The organism is Kribbella sp. NBC_01484 (assembly GCF_036227145.1).
Classification (GTDB): domain Bacteria; phylum Actinomycetota; class Actinomycetes; order Propionibacteriales; family Kribbellaceae; genus Kribbella.
Genome location: NZ_CP109437.1, coordinates 6,288,399 through 6,312,516 on the forward strand (window position 1 = coordinate 6,288,399; position 24,118 = coordinate 6,312,516).

Annotated in this window: 20 protein-coding genes and 1 tRNA gene; 16 read left to right on the forward strand and 5 right to left on the reverse strand. The window is 68.5% G+C overall.

Translation table 11 applies throughout. The annotated features are described in order from the left end of the window. The first annotated feature begins 73 nt into the window (after positions 1-73). The 7 genes from trpB (at position 74) to OG555_RS30675 (ending at position 5,857) form a co-directional block, all read left to right on the forward strand. Positions 74-1,285 (forward strand): tryptophan synthase subunit beta, encoded by a 1,212-nt coding sequence (trpB, locus tag OG555_RS30645; protein ID WP_329476027.1) that lies wholly within the window; start codon positions 74-76, stop codon positions 1,283-1,285. Continuing rightward, on the forward strand, positions 1,278-2,102 hold the full coding sequence (gene trpA, locus OG555_RS30650; RefSeq protein ID WP_329476028.1) for a tryptophan synthase subunit alpha: 825 nt from the start codon (positions 1,278-1,280) through the stop codon (positions 2,100-2,102). Before trpB ends, trpA begins: the two co-directional genes overlap by 8 nt. A 45-nt stretch (positions 2,103-2,147) precedes the next feature. Beyond that, positions 2,148-2,768, forward strand: a complete 621-nt coding sequence (locus OG555_RS30655; RefSeq protein WP_328521585.1) for an SCO family protein — start codon at positions 2,148-2,150, stop codon at positions 2,766-2,768. Further along, positions 2,765-3,241, forward strand: coding sequence for a MauE/DoxX family redox-associated membrane protein (locus OG555_RS30660; RefSeq protein WP_329476029.1), 477 nt, complete (start codon positions 2,765-2,767; stop codon positions 3,239-3,241). The genes OG555_RS30655 and OG555_RS30660 overlap by 4 nt, the downstream gene beginning before the upstream one ends. Next, positions 3,238-3,945 (forward strand): thioredoxin domain-containing protein, encoded by a 708-nt coding sequence (locus OG555_RS30665; RefSeq protein WP_329476030.1) that lies wholly within the window; start codon positions 3,238-3,240, stop codon positions 3,943-3,945. The genes OG555_RS30660 and OG555_RS30665 overlap by 4 nt, the downstream gene beginning before the upstream one ends. Before the next feature lie 72 nt (positions 3,946-4,017). Beyond that, on the forward strand, positions 4,018-5,139 hold the full coding sequence (gene lgt, locus OG555_RS30670) for a prolipoprotein diacylglyceryl transferase (protein WP_329476031.1): 1,122 nt from the start codon (positions 4,018-4,020) through the stop codon (positions 5,137-5,139). Next, positions 5,132-5,857 carry a VIT1/CCC1 transporter family protein gene (locus tag OG555_RS30675; RefSeq protein WP_329476032.1) on the forward strand — a complete coding sequence of 242 codons (726 nt, stop codon included), beginning with the start codon at positions 5,132-5,134 and terminating at the stop codon, positions 5,855-5,857. Before lgt ends, OG555_RS30675 begins: the two co-directional genes overlap by 8 nt. Here OG555_RS30675 and OG555_RS30680 read toward each other — a convergent pair. After that, a complete protein-coding gene (locus tag OG555_RS30680) occupies positions 5,818-6,867 on the reverse strand; it encodes a 1-aminocyclopropane-1-carboxylate deaminase (protein WP_329476033.1) in 1,050 nt (349 codons plus the stop codon). The genes OG555_RS30675 and OG555_RS30680 overlap by 40 nt on opposite strands. A 56-nt stretch (positions 6,868-6,923) precedes the next feature. Between OG555_RS30680 and OG555_RS30685 the strand changes: the two genes are divergently transcribed. Continuing rightward, on the forward strand, positions 6,924-7,742 hold the full coding sequence (locus tag OG555_RS30685; RefSeq protein ID WP_329476034.1) for a hypothetical protein: 819 nt from the start codon (positions 6,924-6,926) through the stop codon (positions 7,740-7,742). A gap of 445 nt (positions 7,743-8,187) precedes the next feature. On the opposite strand, the gene OG555_RS30690 is transcribed toward OG555_RS30685, so the two are convergent. Continuing rightward, positions 8,188-9,012 carry a phosphotransferase gene (locus OG555_RS30690; RefSeq protein ID WP_329476035.1) on the reverse strand — a complete coding sequence of 275 codons (825 nt, stop codon included), beginning with the start codon at positions 9,010-9,012 and terminating at the stop codon, positions 8,188-8,190. A gap of 248 nt (positions 9,013-9,260) precedes the next feature. Between OG555_RS30690 and gltB the strand changes: the two genes are divergently transcribed. From gltB to pyk, 4 genes are all read left to right on the forward strand, one after another. Beyond that, positions 9,261-13,784: a glutamate synthase large subunit gene (gene gltB, locus OG555_RS30695; protein ID WP_329476036.1), complete on the forward strand. Its 4,524-nt coding sequence runs from the start codon at positions 9,261-9,263 to the stop codon at positions 13,782-13,784. Next, positions 13,784-15,250 carry a glutamate synthase subunit beta gene (locus OG555_RS30700; protein ID WP_329476037.1) on the forward strand — a complete coding sequence of 489 codons (1,467 nt, stop codon included), beginning with the start codon at positions 13,784-13,786 and terminating at the stop codon, positions 15,248-15,250. The genes gltB and OG555_RS30700 overlap by 1 nt, the downstream gene beginning before the upstream one ends. An 82-nt stretch (positions 15,251-15,332) precedes the next feature. Then, on the forward strand, positions 15,333-16,883 hold the full coding sequence (locus OG555_RS30705) for a metallophosphoesterase family protein (protein ID WP_329476038.1): 1,551 nt from the start codon (positions 15,333-15,335) through the stop codon (positions 16,881-16,883). Between the two features lie 99 nt (positions 16,884-16,982). Beyond that, positions 16,983-18,434: a pyruvate kinase gene (gene pyk, locus OG555_RS30710; protein WP_329476039.1), complete on the forward strand. Its 1,452-nt coding sequence runs from the start codon at positions 16,983-16,985 to the stop codon at positions 18,432-18,434. Positions 18,435-18,479: 45 nt separating this feature from the next. Here pyk and OG555_RS30715 read toward each other — a convergent pair whose 3' ends face one another. The 3 genes from OG555_RS30715 to OG555_RS30725 form a co-directional block, all read right to left on the reverse strand. Further along, entirely contained in the window at positions 18,480-18,863 is a 384-nt protein-coding gene (locus OG555_RS30715) for a VOC family protein (RefSeq protein WP_329476040.1), read from the reverse strand. 19 nt (positions 18,864-18,882) lie between these two features. Continuing rightward, on the reverse strand, positions 18,883-19,632 hold the full coding sequence (locus OG555_RS30720; RefSeq protein ID WP_329476041.1) for a transcriptional regulator: 750 nt from the start codon (positions 19,630-19,632) through the stop codon (positions 18,883-18,885). A 46-nt stretch (positions 19,633-19,678) separates the two neighbouring features. After that, positions 19,679-19,752 (reverse strand) — tRNA-Leu (locus OG555_RS30725). A 428-nt stretch (positions 19,753-20,180) separates the two neighbouring features. Between OG555_RS30725 and OG555_RS30735 the strand changes: the two genes are divergently transcribed. The 4 genes from OG555_RS30735 (at position 20,181) to OG555_RS30750 (ending at position 24,102) form a co-directional block, all read left to right on the forward strand. Continuing rightward, the gene (locus OG555_RS30735) at positions 20,181-21,428 is read left to right on the forward strand and encodes an IS256 family transposase (protein WP_329475051.1); all 1,248 of its coding nucleotides are present in this window, start codon (positions 20,181-20,183) and stop codon (positions 21,426-21,428) included. 153 nt (positions 21,429-21,581) lie between these two features. Next, a complete protein-coding gene (locus tag OG555_RS30740) occupies positions 21,582-22,076 on the forward strand; it encodes a hypothetical protein (RefSeq protein WP_329476042.1) in 495 nt (164 codons plus the stop codon). Between the two features lie 72 nt (positions 22,077-22,148). Beyond that, entirely contained in the window at positions 22,149-22,682 is a 534-nt protein-coding gene (locus OG555_RS30745) for an ANTAR domain-containing response regulator (protein ID WP_328527006.1), read from the forward strand. Between the two features lie 178 nt (positions 22,683-22,860). Further along, positions 22,861-24,102, forward strand: a complete 1,242-nt coding sequence (locus OG555_RS30750; protein WP_329476043.1) for a branched-chain amino acid ABC transporter substrate-binding protein — start codon at positions 22,861-22,863, stop codon at positions 24,100-24,102. The last annotated feature ends 16 nt before the right edge of the window (positions 24,103-24,118 follow it).

Below are 24,118 nucleotides of genomic sequence, written 5' to 3' on the forward strand. Positions count from 1 at the left end.
CCCGGCCGGTCCAAACGGCACCGGGACGGACACTCTCCCGCGCTGTAGAGCCGGGTTTTGGAAGGTTTGTCGGATGAGTAGTGTGCTGCCCGACCAGCTCGGGCACTTCGGCCGTTTCGGCGGCAGGTTCATGCCGGAGGCGCTGATCGCGCCACTCGACGAGCTCACTACGGCGTGGCGCGAAGCCATGGCCGACCCGGAGTTCACCGGTGAGTTCGAGCGGATGCTGCACGAGTACATCGGCGCCCCGAGCCTGCTGTACGACGCGACCCGGCTGTCCGACGCGGCCGGCGCCCGGATCCTGCTGAAGCGCGAGGACCTGAACCACACCGGTGCGCACAAGATCCGGAACGCGATCGGCCAGGCCCTGCTGACCAAGCGGATGGGCAAGACCCGGGTGATCGCCGAGACCGGCGCCGGCCAGCACGGCGTCGCGACCGCGACCGCGTGCGCCTACCTGGACCTCGAGTGCGTGGTCTACATGGGTGAGGTCGACACCCGGCGGCAGGCGCTGAACGTGGCCCGGATGCAGCTGCTCGGCGCCGAGGTCATCTCGGTGAAGACCGGCAGCCGGACGCTGAAGGACGCGATCAACGAGGCCCTGCGGGACTGGGTCGCCAGCGTGGACAAGACGCACTACATCCTGGGTACGGCGGCCGGCTCGCACCCGTTCCCCGCCATGGTGCGCGACTTCGTCCGCGGTATCGGCGACGAGGCCAGGGAGCAGTCGCTCGAGTTGCTCGGCAAGCTCCCGGACGCCGCGGTGGCGTCCGTGGGCGGCGGGTCGAACGCGATCGGCCTGTTCACCGCGTTCATCCCCGACGAGAGCGTGAAGCTGTACGGCATCGAGCCGGGTGGCGACGGGTTCGAGACCGGCCGGCACGCGGCCACGATCACCGCCGGGCAGGTCGGCGTACTGCATGGTGCGCGGTCGTTCCTGTTGCAGGACGAGGACGGTCAGACGATCGAGTCGCACTCGATCTCGGCCGGGCTGGACTATCCCGGGGTCGGGCCGGAGCACGCGTGGCTGGCCGAGACCGGGCGGGCGTCGTACCGGCCGATCACGGACGCCGAGGCGATGGAGGCGTTCAAGCTGCTGTCCCGGACCGAGGGCATCATCCCGGCGATCGAGTCCGCGCACGCGGTCGCCGGCGCGCTCGACATCGCGACGGAGTTGGGGCCGGAGGCAACCATTTTGGTGAACCTCTCCGGTCGCGGGGACAAGGACATGGACACGGCCGCCACCTGGTTCGGCCTCGGCGAGAAAGAGGCCACCGGTGAGTGATCTGGTTGCCCTGGGCAAGGCCGGCACCGCGATCCGGAAGGCCAACGACGAGGGCCGCGGCGCCCTGGTCGGCTACCTGCCGGCCGGCTTCCCGACGTACGACGGTGGTGTGGACGGGATCAAGGCGATGATCGACGGCGGCGTCGACGTGGTCGAGGTCGGCCTCCCGTACAGCGACCCGGTGATGGACGGCGTCACCATCCAGCGCGCCACCGAGGTGGCCCGGGCCGGCGGGCTGCGGACCCGCGACGTGCTGAGCACGATCGAGAAGGTCGCGGCGTACTCCGATGTCCCGGTGCTCGTGATGACGTACTGGAACCCGGTCGAGCGGTACGGCGTGGACCGGTTCGCCGCGGACTTCGCCGGCGTCGGGGGAGCGGGCCTGATCACGCCCGACCTGATCCCGGACGAGGGTGCGGAGTGGATCGCGGCCGCGGACAAGAACGACCTGGACAAGGTGTTCCTGGTCTCACCGTCGTCGACCGACGAGCGGATCCGGATGACCACGGCCGCCTGCCGCGGCTTCGTCTACGCGACCGCTGTGATGGGTGTCACCGGTGCTCGGGACAAGCCGTCGGAGCTGGCGGCGCCACTGGTGGCGCGGACGAAGGCGGTCACCGGCCTGCCGGTCGGCGTCGGCCTCGGAATCTCGAACGCCGACCAGGCGGCCGGTGTGGCGGCGTTCGCGGACGCGGCGATCGTCGGCGCGGCCCTCGTCAAGGCGCTCGAGGACGGCGGCCCGGCCGGGGTCCGCGCGCTCGCGGAAGCCCTGTCCGAAGGCGTCCGCAGGGAACCCAGCGCCGCCGCGAGTCGTTAGTACGCCGTGAGTCGAACCAGGAACGCGGCACTTCTACTGGCCGCGGTGGCTCTGCTCGCCCTCGCGGGCTGCAGTGGCGGCGACAAGGAGAAGGCGGACAACCCCGGTGGTGCGATCATCCGCACCACGCAGGATCCGAACGGTCTGCGCGGGGCGACGCTGGACCGGCCGTACTCGTTGCCGGCGGCCACGCTGACCGACACCGGCGGGAACCCGTTCAACTTGGTCACCTCGACCAAGAAGCCGGTCACGCTGGTGTTCTTCGGCTACACGAACTGCCCGGACGTGTGCCCGACCGTGATGGCCGATGTGGCGTCCGCGCTGACCAAGCTGGACCAGCCGGTGCGGGACCAGGTCCAGCTGCTGTTCATCACCACCGACCCGGCCCGTGACACCGGCCCGGTGATTCGCAAGTACCTGGACCGGTTCGATCCGTCGTTCGTCGGGCTGACCGGTTCGCTGACGTCGATCAAGGACATCGCGAAGGCCGTCGGCGTACCGGTGGAAGGGATGCAGAAGCTGCCCTCCGGCGGGTACGAGGTCGGTCACGGTGCGCAGGTGATCGGCTTCGGCAAGAACGACAAGGCGAACGTGCTCTGGTTGTCGAACGCCGCCATCGGCGACCTGGCCCACGACTTCGGGAAGCTGGTGGAGGACAACCAGTGAATCGTCGACCCTGGTTCGAATGGGTCTCGCTGGGAGCGCGGCTCCTGCTCGGCGGCGTGATGCTGGTGGCGGGCGCGTTGAAGGTGACCGATCCGGAGACGGCAGCCCAGGCGGTCCGCGCGTACGAGCTGCTGCCGGCGTCGCTGGCGGCGCCGGTGGGCTGGGGGCTGCCGTTCCTGGAGATCGCGATCGGATTGCTGTTGATCGTCGGTTTCGGTGTCCGCGCCGCGGCGGCCGCCGCGGGTGTCTTCCTGGTCGTGTTCATCGCCGCGGTGGCGTCCGCCTGGGCGCGCGGCCTGGCGATCGACTGCGGCTGCTTCGGCGGCGGTGGCCAGGTCGCCCCCGGTCAGACGAAGTACCTGCAGGAGATCCTGCGGGACGTCGGCCTGCTGCTGCTGGCGGCCTGGCTGTGGTTGAACCCCACCAGCAAGTTCGCCCTGGAACCCGAACCGCAAGGAGTCATTGCGTCGTGAGCAACACCAAGGCCCCCGCGAATCCGCTGCTGCAGCCGCCGAAGCGGCGGATCTCGCCCGGGATCATCGTGGTGATCGTGCTGGTGCTGGCCCTCGCGGGCGGCGTCGGCGTGCAGTACTGGCGCGGGCACTCCAAGGTCGAGGTGAGCTCGAACGGCAAACCCGAGCCCACGGTGATCACCGGCCCGGGCACGTCCGGCAAGGGCGTCACCGTCGGCAACGCCGACGCCAAGGTGCACATCGACATCTACCTCGACTTCCGTTGCCCGCACTGCGCGGAGTTCGAGGAGTCGACCGGTGGAGTAGTCGACAAACTCGTCCAGGACGGTACGGCGACGCTGACCTACTGGCCGCTCGCCTTCGTCAACCCGGACGCCTCGCCCCGGCTGGCCAACGCCTTCGCCGCCGCGGCCGCGAACGGCAAGGCGCTCAGCTACGCCGACGAGATGTACGGCGACTTCAGCAAGTCGTGGACCACGGACCAGCTGCTCGACCTGGGCAGCCAACTCGGCATCGGTGACGCGAAGTTCCAGCAGGCCGTGCGGGACAACACCTACGGCGGCTGGCTCGACACGGTATCGAAGGCCGCGGACGACCGCGGCGTGACCGGGACGCCGACGGTCTACGTCAACGACAAGCAGCTGGAAGCCAACCAGCTGACCGCCGACGGCTTGCAGAAGGCCGTCGATGACATCGCGAGCTGACGCACCGAGTCCCCATCGTGACCATGAGTTTCTGGTCGTGCCCTGGCCGGTCGAGTAGCGTTCCCCTTTGCCATGTCTAGTCTGATTCCCGCCGTGATGGTTCCGGCGTTCATTCCCAGCCCGAGCCAGGGTGTCTGGCACATCGCCGGCCTGCCGATCCGCGCGTACGCGCTGTGCATCCTGGCCGGTATCTTCGCCGGCTACTGGCTCGGCCGCCACCGCTGGGTCGCCCGCGGCGGCTCACCGACCGTGCTCGCCGACATCATGTTCTGGGCCATCCCGTTCGGGTTGGTCGGCGCCCGGATCTACCACGTCGTCACCGATGCCGAGCTGTACTTCGGCGAGGGCCGGCACCCGATCGACGCGCTGAAGATCTGGCACGGCGGGCTCGGCATCTGGGGCGCGGTCGGCTTCGGTGCGCTCGGCGCCTGGATCGCCTGCCGGCGGGCCAAGGTGCCGTTCCTGGCGGTCGCGGACGCGATGGCGCCGGGGATCGCGCTGGCGCAGGTGTTCGGCCGGTTCGGCAACTACTTCAACCAGGAGCTGTTCGGTAAGCCGACGACCAAGCCGTGGGGCCTGGAGATCTCGCCCGAGCACCGCCCGGACGGGTACGCCGACTTCGCCACCTTCCACCCGACGTTCCTGTACGAAGCGATCTGGAACCTCGGCGTGGTCGCGCTGGTCATCCTGGTCGACCGCCGCTTCAAGCTGGGCCACGGCCGGGCGTTCTTCCTCTACGTGGCCGGCTACACCTTGGGCCGCGCCTGGATCGAGAACCTGCGCATCGACACGGTCAACCATTTCCTCGGCCTCCGGCTGAACGTCTGGACTGCCATCATCCTGTTCGTCCTCGCCGTCGCCGCCTTCATCATCAGCGCCCGCAAGTACCCCGGCCAGGAAGACATCTCCACCGGCCCCTCCGCCGGCAAGCCCACCGACAGCGAGAAGCCGGAAACCGGCACCGACTCCGACGAAGCCGACGCGGCGACACCGGAAGCCGGCACTGGGGAGGACGCGGCCGCCGACGCGCCGACGCCGGAGGCGAGCTCCGCGAAGCCCGCTGGGACGGGCTCCGGCGATTCCACCTCCGCCTCGGCAGAGCCGGCCGGAGGACCGGCTGCCGAGGCGACGCCAGCAGACAAGCCGAAGGTTGACGCGACCAACGGTTCCGAATCAGATGGGTCTCGTGACTGAGGTTCCCGAGGTTTCTGCCGAGCATCACGGAGATCACACTCATCGTGATGTGAACGGCGGCTGGCTGCGCCCGGCCGTGTTCGGCGCGATGGACGGCCTGGTCTCGAACTTCGCCCTGATCGCCGGCATGGACGGCGGTACGGCGTCCGGCTCGAGTGTGATCGTGCTCGCCGGGCTGGCCGGCCTGGCCGCGGGCGCGTTCTCGATGGCGGCGGGGGAGTACACCTCCGTCGCCTCGCAGCGCGAGCTCGCCCGGGCCGAGATCGAGAAAGAGCGCAAGGAGATCCAGCGGCACCCGATCGACGAGGAGATCGAGCTCGCCGAGACCTACCGGGCCAAGGGCCTCGACCCGGACCTGGCCAGCAAGGTCGCGAAACAGTTCCACACCGACCCCGACCAGGCCCTCCAGGAACACGTCCGCGAAGAACTCGGCATCGACCCCAACGACCTGCCGAACCCGGTCATCGCGGCCGCGTCGTCGTTCATCTGCTTCGCGGTCGGCGCGTTCATCCCGCTGCTGCCGTACCTGCTCGGCGCGGGCAGCGTCGTACCGGCCCTGATCATGTCGCTGACCGCGCTCTTCGTCTGCGGTGCGATCGTCTCCCGCGTGACCAGCCGGTCCTGGTGGTACTCCGGTTTCCGCCAACTCCTCCTCGGTGGTCTGGCAGCAGCACTCACCTATGGCGTCGGGACGTTGGTCGGACCCGGCATCGGCTGACTGTGCGTGAACAGCCCGCTGTAGGCGTTGAGCGCGGGCTGGCCACCCAGGTGGGCGTAGAGGACGTTGGCGTCCTTGGGGATGTCGCCGTTCCGGATCAGGTCGATCAGGCCGGCCATCGACTTCCCCTCGTAGACCGGGTCGATGATCATCCCTTCGAGCTGACCGGTGAGCCGGATCGCGTCCAGCGTGGACTGCACCGGGATCCCGTACCGGTCGCCGGCCCAGCCTTCGAGCACGGTGATCTCGTCGTCGCGCAGGTCGCGGCCGAGCTCGATCAGCTCGGCGGTGGCGCGGGCGATCCGCTCGACCTGGTCGCGGGTCTCCTGCAGCTTCGCGCTCGCGTCGATCCCGATCACCCGCCGCGGCCGGTCGTGCCCGGCGAACCCGGCGATCATCCCCGCCTGTGTCGACCCGGTCACCGCACACACGATGATGGTGTCGAAGAAGACCCCGAGCTCCCGCTCCTGCTGCTCGACCTCGACCGCCCAGTTCGCGAAGCCGAGTCCACCGAGCCGGTGGTCCGAAGCACCTGCCGGGATCGCGTACGGCGTACCTCCGCGCGCCTCGACGTCGGCCAGCGCCTCCTTCCAGCTGTCCTTGAAGCCGATCCCGAACCCGGCCGGATCGAGCCGGACCTCGGCGCCCATGATCCGGCTGAGCAGGATGTTCCCGACCCGGTCGTTGAGCGCGTCCGGCCAGTCGACCCAGTTCTCCTGCACCAGCACGGCCTTCAACCCGACCTTCGCCGCGACGGCCGCGACCTGCCGGGTGTGGTTGGACTGATAGCCCCCGATCGACACCAACGTGTCCGCACCGTGCGCCAGCGCATCCGGAATCAGGTACTCCAACTTCCGGGTCTTGTTCCCGCCGTAGGCGAGCCCCGAATTGCAGTCCTCCCGTTTGGCCCAGACCCGAGCCCCACCAAGGTGCGCACTCAGCCGATCGAGCGGATGCACCGGACTCGGCCCGAACGTGAGCGGATACCGCGGAAAGTCACCCAGCGCCATACGTTCCTCCCAAAACTCGGTCGCCGTCCGGCGTGGTCCTGACTAGCGTCCCCCAGATGTTCCCCGGCGAGATCGACGTACTCCCAGCCACCTACCTCAATCACCTGGGCACCATCTTCACCCGCTTCACCACCCAGGACTCCGGCAACATCTCGTACGGCGTCCGAACCGCCACCCGGACGTACTTCGTGAAGACCGCGGGCGATCCCGCGGACTCCGCGCCGTACCTCGACTTCGACGGCCGGGTCGCGTTGTTGCGCAACGCCGCCGCCCTTGCGGAGTCCGTCGTACACCCGGCCCTCCCAGCCCTCCACGCCGTCATCGAGTCCCCAGCCGGCCCGCTCCTCGTCTACGACTGGCGCATCGGCGAACACCTCGGCACCAACCGCGACGACCCTGTCAGCGCCCATCAACGCTTCAAGGCCTTGCCGGTGCCGGAGATCCTCGCCGCCCTGGATGCTCTCTACGACCTCCATGCTCGGCTCGACGCGGCCGGCTGGATCGAAGGCGACTTCTACGACGGCGCCCTTCTCTACGACTTCGACGCCCGCCAACTCACCGTCATCGATCTGGACACCTACCATCGAGGCCCCTTCCGCAACACGATGGGCCGCATGTTCGGCTCGACCCGCTTGATGGCCCCCGAACAACACTCCCTGGGCGCCCCCATCGACACCCGCACCACCGCCTACGTCCTCGCCCGCGCTGCCCTCGTCTTCCTCTCCGACGCCAGCCTGGACCGGACCGCCTTCCGCGGCACCGACGCCCAGTACGCCGTACTTCAGGAAGCCACCACCACCCGCTATCCCAGCTACGACGCCTTCTACCGGGCGTGGCACGCGGCCGGGCGGACCGCCGGCCTCACGCCTGGGTGAGGTTTCGGCCTAGGAGAGATCGACTTTGTGCACCAGTTCCGTACCCGCTGGGCCGGCGCCGTACGGATCTGGTGCACAAAGTGACCGACCGAGGCAGCCGAGGCGGGGTAGCGAGGCGGGGCTGTCGGGCAGCCGGGCGGGTCGAGTGGCGGCGACCAGCGGCCGGGGCTGGCGCAGTGGTGTCCGCCGGGGTGGGGTTGGCCCCCGGGCCACCCATGGAACGGCAGGACAGCCGCTATTTCTGTCCGCGGTCCCCAGAGGATGTCCGCGGGCTCGGCGCCGCGTGTTCAGCTGGTGGACGGATGCGTCGGTTGTGCCGAAGAGCCGTAACGCCAGGAGGTAGTCGGTTCGACGCCGCCGGCCCGGGGGCGGTCCCCGCCTGAACTCCTGTCCGGGTCTTGCGCTGGATCGACTACCTCCTGTCGTTATGCCCTTTCCGGATCGCTCAGGCATACGCGACTGCCTCTTCGACCACCGGGGAGAGCCTGACGAGCCGCTCGACGTGATCGTTGGGGTCTGGCTGGCCGAGTGCCCAGGCCGTACGCGACAAGCCGGTGTACGCCGCCACCAGCACCGCACCTCGTCGAACGGCGTCCAGGTCGCCGCCGTGAGCTGCCAGTAGTTGATCGAGTGGCGTGTCCACGGCCAGCAGTAGGTAGCCGAGGTCGAAGCCGGCCGGGCCGTGGCCGAACTGCTCCCAGTCGGTGGCCAGTACGTCGTCGCCGTCGCGGCCGAGCAGGTTCACGGGGTGTGCGTCACCGTGGGTGGGGACTCGCGGCAGGTCGTCCAGGACCGCCAGCGCTGCGTCTCGCCGCCGCCACAGGGCGTCCGTCGCCGCCGAGCTGAGCCCGGCGCGCGCCAACGCACTCCACCCACCGCGCCGCTCTACGGTCGTCAGGCGGTCTCGGAGTACGTCCCGAGCGGCCCAGGCGGGCGCTGGCGTCGGGGAGCGTGCGAAGCGGCCCAGAGCGGCAGCCAGAGCTACTGGTGTCGACGCGACCGGGGGTACGAACGCCATCCGCAGCGTGATGCCGGATGGGTCGCGTTCGACGCCCAGACACGCCGGTGCGCGGAGGCCTGGAGTGGCCGCGACGATGCCGGATTCGGCGACCAAGGCCTGGCGTTCCCAGTAGGCGTGGTGGCGTGGGTCGGTGACGCCGGGGACGAGGCGTTTGACGACCTGTTGGTCGGGTGTGAGCCAGACCCCGCCGGTGGCTTGTCCGGTGCCGGACGTGAGGGCTTGCCAGTCGGGGGAGGGGTGCCAGGACATGGCTGTGGCTTATCAGGGACGGGCGGTCTCAGCAGGTGAATTTCAGGTGCTGTGGGTGGTTGTGTGGGCGGTTGGCGGGGATGATGGAGGCTGGCAGTGAGCGCGTGCCTACTGAGGGTTATGAGGGCGTTGTGACGGTGGAATGGCTGTCCATCTGTCGAGCGTCATGAGGTAGTCTCGGGACACCCGGCTTGGGCCAATGTTGTCCCGCGGCCAGTTGTTGACCGTAGGACGACGGGAGCCCCTGAATGTTTGGTCGCCCCCCATTCCCGAGCGAGGGTTTGTACGACGGACAGCACGAGCACGACGCTTGTGGTGTCGCCTTCGTCGCGACCCTGACCGGTGAACCGAGCCACGACATCGTGGCCAAGGCTTTGACCGCCCTGCGCAACCTCGAGCACCGCGGCGCGTCCGGCGCCGAACCGGACTCCGGCGACGGCGCCGGCATCCTGATCCAGATCCCGGACGCGTTCTACCGCAAGGTGTGCGAGTTCGAGCTGCCGGTGCAGCGCGGTTACGCCACCGGCATCGCGTTCCTCCCGGCCGACCCTGACGACGCCGCAAAGGCAACAGACCGGATCGAGGAGCTGGCCGCCGAGGAGAACCTGGAAGTCCTGGGTTGGCGGGACGTCCCGACCGACCCGGACCTGCTCGGCGCGACCGCACGCTCGGTGATGCCGACCTTCAAGCAGTTGTTCGTCGCCGCGAAGGCCGGCCGGGTGCTCGGCCTGGCGCTGGAGCGGATGGCGTTCCGGCTGCGGAAGCGGGCCGAGAAGGAGACCGAGACCTACTTCCCGTCGCTGTCCGGCCGGACCATCACCTACAAGGGGATGCTGACCACCGACCAGCTGGACAAGTTCTTTCCCGAGCTGACCGATCCCGACTTCGCCTCCGCGATCGGTGTCGTGCACTCGCGGTTCTCCACCAACACGTTCCCGTCCTGGCCGCTGGCCCATCCGTACCGGTACATCGCCCACAACGGCGAGATCAACACCGTGCAGGGCAACCGCAACTGGATGCGCGCCCGTGAGGCGCTCCTCAGCAGCGACCTGATCCCCGGCGACCTCGAGCAGCTCTACCCGATCTGTACGCCGAGCGCGTCGGACTCGGCCTCGTTCGACGAGGTCCTGGAGCTGCTGCACCTGGGCGGCCGTTCGCTCCCGCACGCGATGCTGATGATGATCCCGGAGGCGTGGGAGAACGCCACCACGATGGATCCGAAGCGGCGCGCGTTCTACGAGTTCCACTCGACGCTGATGGAGCCGTGGGACGGCCCGGCGTCCGTGGTCTTCTCCGACGGCACCAAGGTCGGCGCGGTCCTGGACCGCAACGGTCTCCGGCCGTCGCGCTACTGGGTCACCGAGGACGGTCTCGTCGTACTCGCGTCCGAGGCCGGCGTCCTCGACATCGACCCCGCGACCGTGACCGAGAAGGGCCGGCTCGAGCCCGGCCGGATCTTCCTGGTCGACGTCGAGGCGCATCGGATCATCACCGACTCCGAGGTGAAGAACGCGCTCGCCACCGAGCACCCGTACGACGAATGGCTGCACGCCGGCCTGATCCGGTTCGAGGACCTGCACGAGCGCGAGCACGTCGTCCACAGCCACGCGTCGGTGACACGCCGCCAGCAAGTGTTCGGGTATACCGAGGAAGAGCTCCGCGTCATCCTCACCCCGATGGCAAGGGCCGGCGCCGAGCCGATCGGCTCGATGGGCACCGACACGCCGATCGCCGTACTGAGCGACCGGCCGCGGCTGCTGTTCGACTACTTCGCCCAGTTGTTCGCGCAGGTCACCAACCCGCCGCTGGACGCGATCCGCGAAGAGCTCGTCACCTCGCTGTCGTCGAGCCTCGGCCCGGAGGCGAACCTGCTCAGCCCGAGCCCGGCGTCCTGCCGTCAGGTAGTGATCCCGTTCCCGGTGATCACCAACGACGAGCTCGCGAAGCTCCGCCACATCAACCTCGACGGCGACATGCCGGGCCTGGCCACCACGGTCCTGCGCGGGGTGTACGACGTCGAGGGCGGCGGCGAGGCGCTGAAGGCACGGCTCGACGAGATCTGCGCCGAGGCCGACGAGGCGATCAGGGGCGGGGCCCGGATCCTGGTTCTGTCCGACCGGCACTCGAACGCCGACAGCGCCCCGATCCCGTCGCTGCTGCTGACCGCCGCGGTTCATCACCATCTGGTGAGGGAGAAGACCCGCACGCAGGTCGGTCTGGTCGTCGAGGCCGGCGACGTCCGCGAGGTCCACCACGTCGCCCTCCTGATGGGGTACGGCGCGGCCGCGATCAACCCGTATCTCGCGCTGGAAGCGGTCGAGGACCTCTGTCGGCGCGGTACCTATCTGCCGGGCGTCGAGCCCGAGCAGGCCGTGCGCAACGTGGTGAAGTCGCTCGGCAAGGGCGTGCTCAAAGTCATGTCGAAGATGGGTGTCTCGACGGTCGCGTCATACACCGGCGCCCAGATCTTCGAGGCGAACGGTCTGTCTCCGGAGCTGGTCGACACCTACTTCACCGGTACGTCGTCCAAGCTCGGCGGCATCGGGCTCGACACGATCGCCGAGGAGGTGCGCCGCCGGCATCTGCGCGCGTACCCGGCGGACGGCATCCTGCCCGCGCACCGCAAGCTGGAGATCGGTGGCGAGTACCAGTGGCGCCGTGAGGGTGAGCCGCACCTGTTCGACCCGGACACGGTGTTCCGGTTGCAGCACAGCACCCGGACCGGGCGCTACGACATCTTCAAGCAGTACACGTCCCGCGTGGACGAGCAGTCCGAGCGGCTGATGACGCTGCGCGGCCTGTTCGGCTTCAACTCCGACCGGGAGCCGATCTCGGTCGACGAGGTGGAGCCGGTCAGCGCGATCGTCAAACGGTTCTCCACCGGCGCGATGAGCTACGGCTCGATCAGCGCCGAGGCGCACACCACGCTGGCGATCGCGATGAACCGGCTCGGCGGCAAGTCGAACACCGGTGAGGGCGGCGAGGACTCCGACCGCCTGCACGACCCGGCCCGGCGCAGCTCGATCAAGCAGGTGGCGTCCGGACGGTTCGGCGTCACCGCGGAGTACCTGACGAACTCCGACGACATCCAGATCAAGATGGCGCAGGGAGCCAAGCCGGGCGAGGGCGGTCAGCTGCCCGGCAACAAGGTCTACCCGTGGGTGGCGAGCACCCGGCACTCGACGCCGGGTGTCGGCCTGATCTCGCCGCCGCCGCACCACGACATCTACTCGATCGAGGACCTGGCCCAGCTGATCCACGATCTGAAGAACGCGAACCCGCGGGCGCGCATCCACGTGAAGCTCGTCTCCGAGGTCGGCGTCGGCACGATCGCCGCGGGGGTCAGCAAGGCGCACGCGGACGTCGTACTGATCTCCGGTCACGACGGTGGCACGGGTGCGGCGCCGCTGACCTCGCTGAAGCACGCTGGTGGTCCGTGGGAACTCGGGCTGGCCGAGACCCAGCAAACCCTGCTGCTCAACGGGTTGCGCGACCGGATCGTCGTCCAGACCGATGGTCAGTTGAAGACGGGCCGGGACGTGGTCATCGCGGCGCTGCTCGGCGCGGAGGAGTACGGCTTCGCCACCGCGCCGCTGGTGGTGTCGGGCTGCATCATGATGCGGGTCTGCCACCTGGACACCTGCCCGGTCGGCGTCGCGACGCAGAACCCGGTACTGCGCGAGCGGTTCTCCGGCAAGCCCGAGTTCGTGGTGAACTTCTTCGAGTTCATCGCCGAGGAAGTCCGTGAGTACCTGGCCGAGCTGGGCTTCCGGTCCCTGGACGAGGCGATCGGGCACGCCGAGGTGCTGGACATCCAGCGCGCGGTCGACCACTGGAAGGCCGACGGGCTCGACCTGTCGCCGATCCTGCACGTGCCCGCGCTGCCCGAGGGCGCCTCGCGGCACCAGGTGGTCGGGCAGGACCACGGCCTGGACAAGGCACTCGACAACGAGCTGATCCGGATCTGCCAGCCGGCCTTGGACAGCGGCGAACCCGTCCGGGCACAGCTGGCGATCCGCAACGTCAACCGGACCGTCGGGACGATGCTCGGTCACGAGATCACCAAGCGGTACCGCGCGGCCGGCCTGGCCGACGGCACCATCGACCTGACCTTCACCGGGTCGGCCGGCAACTCGTTCGCCGCCTTCGTCCCGCGCGGTGTCACGCTGCGGCTCGAGGGTGACGCCAACGACTACGTCGGCAAGGGCCTGTCCGGTGGCCGGGTGGTGATCCGGCCGGATCGGCACGCGCGGTTCGACGCGGCCGGCCAGATCATCGCCGGCAACGTCATCGGGTACGGCGCGACGTCCGGCGAGTTCTTCATCAGTGGTGGCGTGGGGCAACGGTTCTGTGTCCGGAACTCGGGCGCCACCGCGGTCGTCGAATCGGTCGGCGACCACGCCTGCGAGTACATGACCGGTGGGCGCGTCGTCGTACTCGGCGCCGTCGGCCGGAACTTCGCGGCGGGCATGTCGGGCGGCGTGGCCCACGTGCTCGATCTGGACCACGCCCTGGTGAACCCGGAGCTGGTGGATCTGCACCCGGTCACCACGGACGAGTCCGAACTGCTGCACGACCTGGTCCGCAGGCACTTCGAGGAGACCGGATCGGAACGGGCGGCCAAGCTGCTCGCCGACTGGCCCGCGGCCGCCGCCAGGATCACCACGGTGATGCCCCGCGACTACGCCCGGGTGCTGGCGGCCAAGGCGGCCGCCGAGCGCGACGGGCTGGACGAGGACGCCACCACGCGAGCGATGATGGAGGCCATCTGATGGCTGACCCGAAGGGATTCCTGACCACCCGGCGTGAGGTCGCCGAGCGGCGCCCGGTGGACGAGCGGGTGAAGGACTGGAAAGAGGTCTACCCCGGTGGGCCCGGCAAGGCGCTGCTGCCGATCATCACCAAGCAGGCAGGTCGCTGCATGGACTGCGGCATCCCGTTCTGCCACAACGGCTGCCCGCTGGGCAACCTGATCCCGGAGTGGAACGACCTGGTCTGGCGCGACGACTGGACCGGCGCGATCGAGCGGCTGCACGCGACCAACAACTTCCCGGAGTTCACCGGCCGGCTCTGCCCGGCGCCGTGTGAGCCGGCCTGCGTGCTCGGCATCAACCAGGAACCGGTCACGATCAAGAACGTCGAGGTCGCGATCATCGACAAGGCCTGGGAGTCCGGTGACGTCAAGCCGCAGCCGCCGGAATGGCTGACCGGCAAGACGATCGCGGTCGTCGGTTCCGGCCCCGCCGGCCTGGCCGCTGCCCAGCAGCTGACCCGCGCGGGCCACACCGTCGCGGTGTACGAGCGTGCGGACGCCCCGGGTGGTCTGCTGCGGTACGGGATCCCCGAGTTCAAGATGGAAAAGGAACAGGTCGACCGCCGGATCCAGCAGATGAAGGAGGAGGGCACGGTCTTCCGCTCCGGCGTGAACGTCGGCGTGGACGTGACCGGGACCCAGCTCAAGCAGCGGTACGACGCGGTCGTGATCGCGACCGGGGCCACCGCGGCCCGCGACCTGCCGGTGCCGGGCCGCGAGCACGGCGGCATCCACCAGGCGATGGAGTACCTGCCGCAGTCCAACCGGGCCTCGCTCGGCAAGCTGGTCGAGAACCAGATCGTTGCCACTGGCAAGGACGTGGTGATCATCGGTGGCGGCGATACCGGCGCGGACTGTCTGGGTACGGCGCACCGGCAGGGTGCTCGCTCGGTCACCCAGCTGGAGATCATGCCGCGCCCTGGCGACGACCGGCCGGCCGGGCAGCCATGGCCGACGTACCCGATGATCTACCGGGTCGCCTCGGCGCACGAGGAGGGTGGCGAGCGGGTCTACTCGGTCTCGACCGTCAACTTCGAGGCCGATGCCGAGGGCAACGTCTCCGGGCTGAACCTGGTCGAGGTCGAGTTCAAGGACGGCAGGTTCGTCCCGGTCGAGGGCACCGAGCGGACCATCCCGGCGCAGCTGGTACTGCTCGCGATGGGCTTCCTCGGTCCGGAGCGCGAGGGCTTCCTGGAGCAGCTCGGCGTCGAGCTCGACGAGCGTGGCAACGTGAAGCGGGACAAGACCTACCAGACCTCGGTCGAGGGCGTCTTCGCCTGCGGCGACGCCGGCCGCGGCCAGTCCCTGATCGTCTGGGCCATCGCCGAGGGCCGCTCCTGCGCCAACGGCGTAGACACCCACCTAACCGGTTCGTCCACCCTACCCACCCCCATCCCCCCGACCGCCCGCCCGCTGGCGGTCTGACCTTGTGCACCCGCCAACCACGATTCGTCACGAGAAGTGGTTGGTCGGTGCCCAAGGTGGGGCGTCCCGATAGGTTGAGAGGGTGGCTACGCGCCTGGTGACCAAGGCTCGGCTCCGTGCGATCGCGCCGTGGGCCGCACTGACCGCGCTCTGGTTGGTCACCTCGGTCGCGATCGGTCTGTTCGCGTTCGCCAACGATTCCGAGCGGGTCACGATCGGCGCCCATGCGGCAACCGTCTCGCCGACCTTCGACGGGCACGCCACCGTCGACCTCGGTGCCGTGCTGCCCCGGTTGCGGATCGCCGCCCACAATCCGCTCGGGCTCGGCGTGAACATCGACGTCCAGGAGACCGACGCCGACAACCTGACCGACCTGATCAACCGCGACGCCCTGATCGCCTCGCAGCCCGACGGTGAGATCGCGCGGATCCAGCAGGTCGTGCAGGCCATGGCTGTCGACGACGGGCTGGCCGGTGCCGGTTCCGGTCTGCTCGTGGTCGTGGTGGTGGCGACCGTCTGGGCGGTGATCGGCGCCCGGCGCCGCCGCGAACTGTGGCACCTGGTGCACCGGCACGAACGACGCGTCGAGCACCGCGCGATCGTCGTCCTGGTCGCGATGCTGATCACGATCGCGTCGATCTTCGGCCCGGCGCGGATGCGGCCGGCCGACGTACCGCCGACCGAGTGGCGCCCGCTCGCCCAGCTGCTGCCGGAGATCCCCCTGGACAAACAGCTGCAGGGGGTCGAGGTCGCGTCCGGGTTCTCCACCACGGGTGGGGTGGGGGTGATCCGTACGGCGGTCGAGACGTACCAGCGATCCACCCGGTTCTACGGTCAGCTGAAGGACCGGGTCGGGGACGTCGCGGACGAGATCCATCAGCCCGGCGAGGGCCAGAAGGTCGCGATCCAGGTCAGCGACCGGCACGACAACATCGGCATCGACGGCTTCGCGGCCGAGGTGGCGAAGGCGGCCGGTGCGAAGATCCTGATCGACGCCGGGGACGACACCTCGTCGGGTCAGTCCTGGGAGGTGTTCAGCATCAACTCGTTGCGCCAGCACTTCAAGGACTTCAAAGTGGTCGCCGTCGCGGGCAACCACGACGCCGGTGGACACGTCGAGAACGCCATGCGCAAGAACGGTTTCACGGTGCTCGACAGCAAGCCGGTCGAGGTCGAGGGCATCCGGTTCCTCGGTGACAGCGATCCGACCAAGACCGGCCTGGGCAGTGCGGACCAGCCCGGCGACGAGACCACCTCCGAGCAGTCGAAGCGGCTGGCGGACATCGCCTGCGAGCAGCCCGAGGACAAGCGCATCTCGACGTTCGTGGTCCACGACCCGTCGTCGTTCGCCGACACCGCCGCCCGGGGCTGCGCGACCCTGCTGCTGTCGGGTCACCTGCACCGGCAGGTCGGCCCCGAGAGCAAGGTCGTCGACGACCGCCCGGTCACGACGTACACGAACGGCACGACCGGGGGAGCGGCGTACGCCTTCGCCCTCGGCTACACGCTGCGCCGGCCAGGTGAGGTCACCCTCATCACGTACCAGAAGGGTCAGCCGATCGGCCTCCAGACGGTCACCGCCGAACTGACCGGCGACATCACAGTTGGCGCCTACACACCCTTGCCTTCTTGACGATTCAGGCTTCGTCTCCGGTTGTCATCACCTGTTGACGGTCCAGTAAGGGGGGCGGACCACCGGGTGTAGTGGTTTGTAGGAGTAGGGTTTTGTGACGTGCGTCGCGCAAAGATCGTTTGTACGCTTGGCCCGGCTACGGCCGCCCCCGAGCGCATCCTGGAACTCGTCGAAGCCGGTATGGACGTCGCGAGGCTGAACCTCAGCCACGGTGCCCATGCCGAGCATGAACGCATCTATCAGCGGATCCGTACCGCAGCGGCGGAGACCGGCCACAACGTCGGCATCCTCGTCGACCTGCAGGGCCCGAAGATCCGGCTGGCCGAGTTCGCCGAGGGCAAGGCCACGCTGACCTACGGCGAACGCTTCACCATCACCACCCGGGAGGTGCCTGGTGACGCGACCATCTGCGGTACGACGTACGACGGCCTGCCGGGCGACGTGAAGCCGGGCGACCAGCTGCTGATCGACGACGGCCGGATCGCGCTGGTCGCCGAGGAGGTGACCCTGACCGACGTGGTCTGCCGGGTCACCGTCGGCGGCCCGGTGTCGAACCACAAGGGCATCAACCTGCCGGGTGTCGCGGTCAGCGTGCCGGCGATGTCGGAGAAGGACGCCGAGGACCTGCGCTGGGCGCTGCACCTGCCGGCCGACATGATCGCGCTGTCGTTCGTGCGGGACGCCGCCGACATCCAGCTGGTGCACAAGATCATGGACGAGGAGGGTCTGCGGATCCCGGTCGTCGCCAAGATCGAGAAGCCGCAGGCGGTCGCCAACCTGGACGAGATCATCGACGCCTTCGACGGGTTCATGGTGGCCCGCGGCGACCTCGGCGTGGAGCTCCCGCTCGAGGAGGTCCCGCTGGTGCAGAAGCTGATCATCGACCAGGCCCGGCTGAACGCGAAGCCGGTGATCGTCGCCACCCAGATGCTGGAGTCGATGATCTCCGCGCCGCGGCCGACCCGGGCCGAGGCGTCCGACGTCGCGAACGCCGTACTGGACGGTGCCGACGCCGTGATGCTGTCCGGTGAGACCAGCGTCGGCCGGTTCCCGATCGAGACCGTCAAGACGATGTCCCGGATCGTGGAGTCGACCGAGGAGCACGGCCTCAGCCGGGTCCAGTCGATCGAGTGGGAGCCGCGGACCAAGGGCGGCGTGATCGCGCGGGCCGCCGCGGACGTGGCCGAGCGGCTGGAGGCGAAGTACCTGATCGCCTTCACCCAGTCCGGCGACACCGCGCTCCGGCTGGCCCGCTACCGCACCGAGGTCCCGCTGCTCGCGTTCACCCCGGTCCCGTCGGTCAGCGCCTGGCTCAGCGTGGTGTGGGGCATCGAGACGCACATCGTCCCCACCGTCGACCACACCGACGAGATGGTCCGCCAGGTCGACCAGCGGCTGCTCGAGCTCGGCAAACTCCAGAAGGGCGACCTGGTCGTCATCGTCGCCGGCTCCCCACCCAGCATCCCCGGCTCCACCAACGCCCTCCGGGTCCACCGCATGGGCGACGCGATCGAAGGCATTGCCCCGGCCTACCGGAGCCCCAACCCGTAACCACCTGAGGTGAGGCGGACAGCCGAGTCGGCTGTCCGCCTCTCGTCATTCCTGCAGGTTGTAGGCGACCGGGTGCAGTGGCTGGTACACGGGCAGGCGGGCGCCGCTGGGCAGCGGGATGCTGGCGAGCCGGCCCCAGCGTTCCTCGCTGATCTCACGCGAGACCTCCACCCCGGCAGCGGCCAGCTTGTCGAACAGCGCCTCGATGTCCTCGCACATCAGATAGAACTCGTGCCACTCGTCCCCATCACTCGGATGGACCGCGACCTCCGCCGGCGGCAACCGAAAGATCAACCACCCGCCCCCGGTATCCACATGCGGAAACCCCAGCACCTCCGCAATGAACCCCCGATCAGCCTCCGCATCCCCGCTGTACAAAATCACATGAGCCCCAACAAACACGCCGTACTCCTCTCCCTCCAGCCTCACAGTACGACGAGCACCTCGCCTACGACTTCGGCCCGACAAACTCGTCCAGTCGGGCGACCGCCTCGCGCCGGGCGACCGACAACGCGTTCCGCCGAGGCATTCGCCAGGGGAGGCCCAGCAAGTCGAGCGCCCACTGGCAGAGCCGCATGATGTCGGCGGATTCGTTGGAGAACATGTAACGCGGGTACTCGTACCTCTTCACCTCGCCGCCAACCGTCCGCGTGGCCCAGTTCGCCACCCGGCAGCCGTCGGAGTTGAACAGCCCGCGAAGGAACCGGTCCGGGTGCTCGGCAACGATCTCCCGCTGCCAGGTCGTCAGCTCGATCCGGCGCCGGTGCTTCGGCCCAGGACCGTGCTGGGGGAACAAACACGGCCAGTGCTTCCAGTACGAGACGACGGACGTGTAACCAACAGCCTGGACCCGGTGCACCGGTCGGCTCGGGTGAACGGCGACGATCGCCGCCTCCGCCTCGTCGATGAGCCGCGGATAGGCATCGCCACAGGCGATCCGCAGGGCGAAGACGTCCTTCCGGTGCTTCGAAAGGCATCCGTCGCCCAGGTAGAGGCCGAGGAGATGCGCGTACGACGCCTCCGCCAGCTCCCCGTCCGTGCAGCGGGGACAGCCGCTCGGGTAAGGCCTACGTCCCTCTCCGTCCCGCCAATCACGGAGCGTAGCCCGACTCACCCCGAGCCGCTTGCTGATCGCGTTGAGGCTCTCGCCGGCCGCCATCGCCGCCCGCGCTACGGCACGCACCTGCTCGTCGTACATGAGCCGAGATTTGCAGGCGCAACCGACAGTTTGTCAGTCGTATGTGTGCCCTGGGTGGGACTCGAACCCACACTGGATGCTGTTTGAGAGCACGGCCTCTGCCGATTGGGCTACCAGGGCATCTACGCTCGATGTGCGCTCCAAGATCCTAGCCCATCCGGTCGGGCAGAACGTGACAAGGGCACGCGGTCCGACAGCCGTCGAGGAAACTGTCGGTGCTCTGTCCGAGCATCAGACATGGGTCACTTCAGGTCGCGGGAGACGGTCGAGTGGGCGTTGCGGATGTCCGACGAAGGCATCCCCGATCGTGTCAACGCTGACATCCATGGCGTTGCGTTGCAGACCATTCGGACGTGGCGGCGGCGATATCGGCTTGAGGGACGGATTCGCGGGGGTGCCGCGTATCCGGGGACGCCGTGTAGTTGAGTCCCCGATAGTGGTGTAGCGCGGTCGCCGAGTTCGTCACCGGCGTGTACGTCGGACGAAGAAGCGGCCACCGCGTGATCCTTCGAGTCAACCTTCCACAGAATCCTCGAGGACCAACCACGATGACCGCACCACATATTGTCGACCCTGCCGGCCTGCTTGGCGAAGCGCTCGCCGAGGCCTCGCCCGATCTGATGCGCAGCCTGCTGCAGTCGATCATCAACGCCCTGCTGTCGGCTGATGCCGATGCCGTCGCCGGCGCCGAGTGGGGCCGTCCCAGCCCGGGCCGTGCAGCTCAGCGCAACGGCTACCGCCACCGCGACCTGGACACCCGCGTCGGCACCATCGACGTCGCGATCCCCAAGCTGCGCAAGGGCACCTACTTCCCCGAGTGGCTGCTCGAGCGCCGTAAACGCGCCGAAGCGGCCCTGATCACGGTCGTGGCTGACTGCTACCTCGCCGGGGTGAGCACCCGGCGGATGGACAAGCTGGTCAAGACCCTCGGCATCGACTCGCTGTCGAAGTCCCAGGTGTCGCGGATGGCTGCCGACCTGGACGCGATCGTGGACGACTTCCGCCACCGTCCCCTCGACGCGTCCGGGCCGTTCACGTTCGTGGCCGCCGACGCACTGACCATGAAGGTCCGCGAGGGCGGCCGCGTGGTCAACGCCGTGGTCCTGCTGGCGACCGGAGTCAACGGCGACGGGCACCGCGAAGTGCTCGGCATGCGCGTTGCCACCAGCGAAACCGGGCCGGCGTGGAACGAGTTCTTCGCCGATCTGGTCGCCCGCGGCCTGGCCGGTGTCCGGCTCGTCACCTCCGACGCCCACGCCGGCCTGCGGGAGGCGATCGCAGCCAACCTGCCCGGCGCCAGCTGGCAGCGGTGCCGCACCCACTACGCCGCCAACCTCATGTCGATCTGCCCCAAGAGCATGTGGCCGGCGGTGAAAGCGATGCTGCACTCGGTCTACGACCAGCCCGACGCGACCGCCGTGCACGCCCAGTTCGACCGACTGCTCGACTACGTCGCCGAGAAACTCCCCGCCGTCGCCGACCACCTCGCCGCCGCCCGCGAGGACGTCCTCGCCTTCACCGCCTTCCCCAAGGACGTATGGACCCAGATCTGGTCCAACAACCCCGCCGAACGACTCAACAAGGAGATCCGCCGCCGCACCGACGCCGTCGGGATCTTCCCCAACCGCGACGCCATCGTCCGCCTCGTCGGCGCCGTCCTGGCCGAACAGACCGACGAATGGGCCGAAGGACGCCGCTACCTCGGCCTCGAGATCTTGGCCCGCTGCCGCCTCACCACCATCCCCACCACCAACCCCGAGATCGGAGCCGACGACCTGCCCGCACTCACCGCCTAACAACCGCCCAAGGATCGCGCAGCGCTACACCACCACAAGGGACTTGACCCGCCGTGTCCGCGGTGTGATGGTGCCGAGCTGGATGAGGCGGCGTACGCGCTGTTGCTCGGGTGGTATCTGGGTGACGGGTCCATCGCACGCGCGCGGCGGGGTGTGTTCACACTGCAGATCGCGAACGATCAGAAGTATCCGGAGCTGAATCAGGAGATCGCGGCGACGATCAAGCGGGTGAAGCCGAACGCGAGTCCGTGCCTGCGTGGCGGGTCGACTGCGATCCGGATCGAGGCGCGGTGGAAGCATTGGCCGTGTGTGTTCCCGCAGCATGGCCCCGGACGAAAGCACCTGCGGAAGATCGAACTGGAGCCCTGGCAGTGGGAGATTGTTGCTAAGTACCCCCAACAGTTGCTGCGGGGGCTGTTCCACTCCGACGGATGTCGTGCGCATAACTGGGCCCGCAAACCCGGAGGCAAACGGTACGACTACCTGCGCTACATGTTTTCGAACGAGTCCGAGGACATCCTGAGCATCCTCACGCGAACCCTCGACCTGCTGGGCATCCCCTGGCGGCAGCCGCGGCGGAACGTGATCGCGGTGAGCCGGAAGGAGGGTGTCGCCGCGCTGGATGCCTTCGTGGGTCCGAAGAGCTGACTCCGGGTCGATAAGGTGTCAGTTGTGACTGCTAAGCGTGTGGTGATCGCTGAGGATGAGGCTTTGATCCGGATGGATCTGGCCGAGATGCTGGCCGAGGAGGGGTACGACGTCGTCGGGCAGGCGGGGGATGGGGAAGAGGCCATCCGGCTGGCGACCGAGCATCGGCCGGATCTGGTCATCCTCGACGTGAAGATGCCGAAGCTGGACGGCCTGAGCGCGGCGGAGAAGATCGCCGGCGACCGGATCGCTCCGGTGCTGATGCTGACCGCGTTCTCGCAGCGCGAGCTGGTCGAGCGGGCCCGCGACGCCGGCGCCATGGCGTACCTGGTGAAACCGTTCTCCAAGGCCGACCTGCTGCCCGCGATCGAGATCGCCGCCTCCCGGTACGTCGAGCTCGCCGAGTTGGAGCGTGAGGTCGCCGACCTGGCCGAGCGGCTGGAGACCCGCAAGCTGGTCGACCGGGCCAAATCGATCCTGCAGACGAAGTTCGGGCTGTCCGAGCCGGACTCGTTCCGGTGGATCCAGAAAACCGCAATGGATAAAAGAGTTTCCATGCGTCAGGTCGCGGAGTTGGTTGTTGACGAGGCTGGCGGTAGCGACTGAATCACTCTCCGCTCACAGGCGTGAGCGGGTGTACAGCAATCACTGATCCTCACACTGCTTACCGCTGTAACGACCTCACAACACACGCTCCGTCACATCGCCGGGAGAGCTTGCTGAGGTCTAACCTGCGGGTGCTCGCGGGAAACGCGGGGGTCCGGGATCTCCGGACTATCCAGACATGGGAGGAACAGTGCACCAGCGTTCCGTAGTAAGGGTCGGCGCGTCGCTGATCGTTGCGTCGTTGGCCCTGACTGCCTGCGGCTCACGCAGTGGCAACGACTCCGGGGGGAACTCCGGAGGTTCGACGAAAACTGCCAAGATCGGCGTGATCGCGCCCTTGTCGGGAGACTTGTCGGCGCTGGGCCTGGGCATCCAGCACTCGGTCGAGCTGGCCGTGAAGCAGGCCAACGACTCCAACGCGATTCCGGGCTGGAAGCTCGAGGTCGTGCCGAAGGACGACGAGGCGAAGCCCGACCCGGGTAAGAACGCCGCGACCGCGCTGGCCGGTGACAAGGACGTGATCGGCGTGGTCGGCACGCTGAACACCAGCGTCAGCCAGCAGGTCCAGCCGGTCCTCGCCGCGGCGAAGATCGTCCAGGTCTCGCCGGCCAACACCGGCCCGGGCCTGACCCAGGGCGCCAACTGGCAGACCGACCCGAAGCGGCCGTACCCGACGTACTTCCGCACCTGCACCACCGACGCGGTCCAGGGTCCGTTCGCGGCTCGTTACCTGTACGAGACGGCGAAGATCACCAAGGTCGCCACGATCCACGACAAGAAGGCGTACGGCCAGGGCCTGGTCGGCACCTTCACCGAGGAGTTCAAGAAGCTGGGTGGTCAGGTCGTCGCGGCCCAGACCATCAACCCGGACGACTCGAACTACCAGGCCGTGATCTCCTCGATCAAGCCGTCCGGCCCGCAGGCGATCTACTACGGTGGTGAGTACCCGCAGGCCGGTCCGCTCTCGCAGCAGATGAAGGCCGCCGGTCTGAACGTCCCGCTGATGGGCGGCGACGGCATCTACGACCCGAAGTACATCACCCTGGCCGGTAAGACCAGCGACAACGACCTGGCCACCTCGGTCGGCGCGCCGGTGGACACGCTGGACTCGGCGAAGAAGTTCGTCGCCGACTACAACGCGCAGGGCTACAAGGACCCGTACGCGGCGTACGGCGGTTACTCCTTCGACGCGGCCAACTCGATCATCAACGCGCTGAAGACCTCGCTGAAGGACGCCAGCGACGCCGAGTCGGCCCGCCAGGCCACGGTCGATGCCATGAGCAAGGTTTCCTTCGACGGTGTGACCGGCAAGGTCGCCTTCGACCAGTACGGCGACACCACGTCGAAGGTGCTCACCGTGTACAAGGTCGCCGGCGGCAAGTGGGCCACCGTCGAGACCAAGGCGTTCGAGGCCAAGTAACCGGAGTCGACCTCAT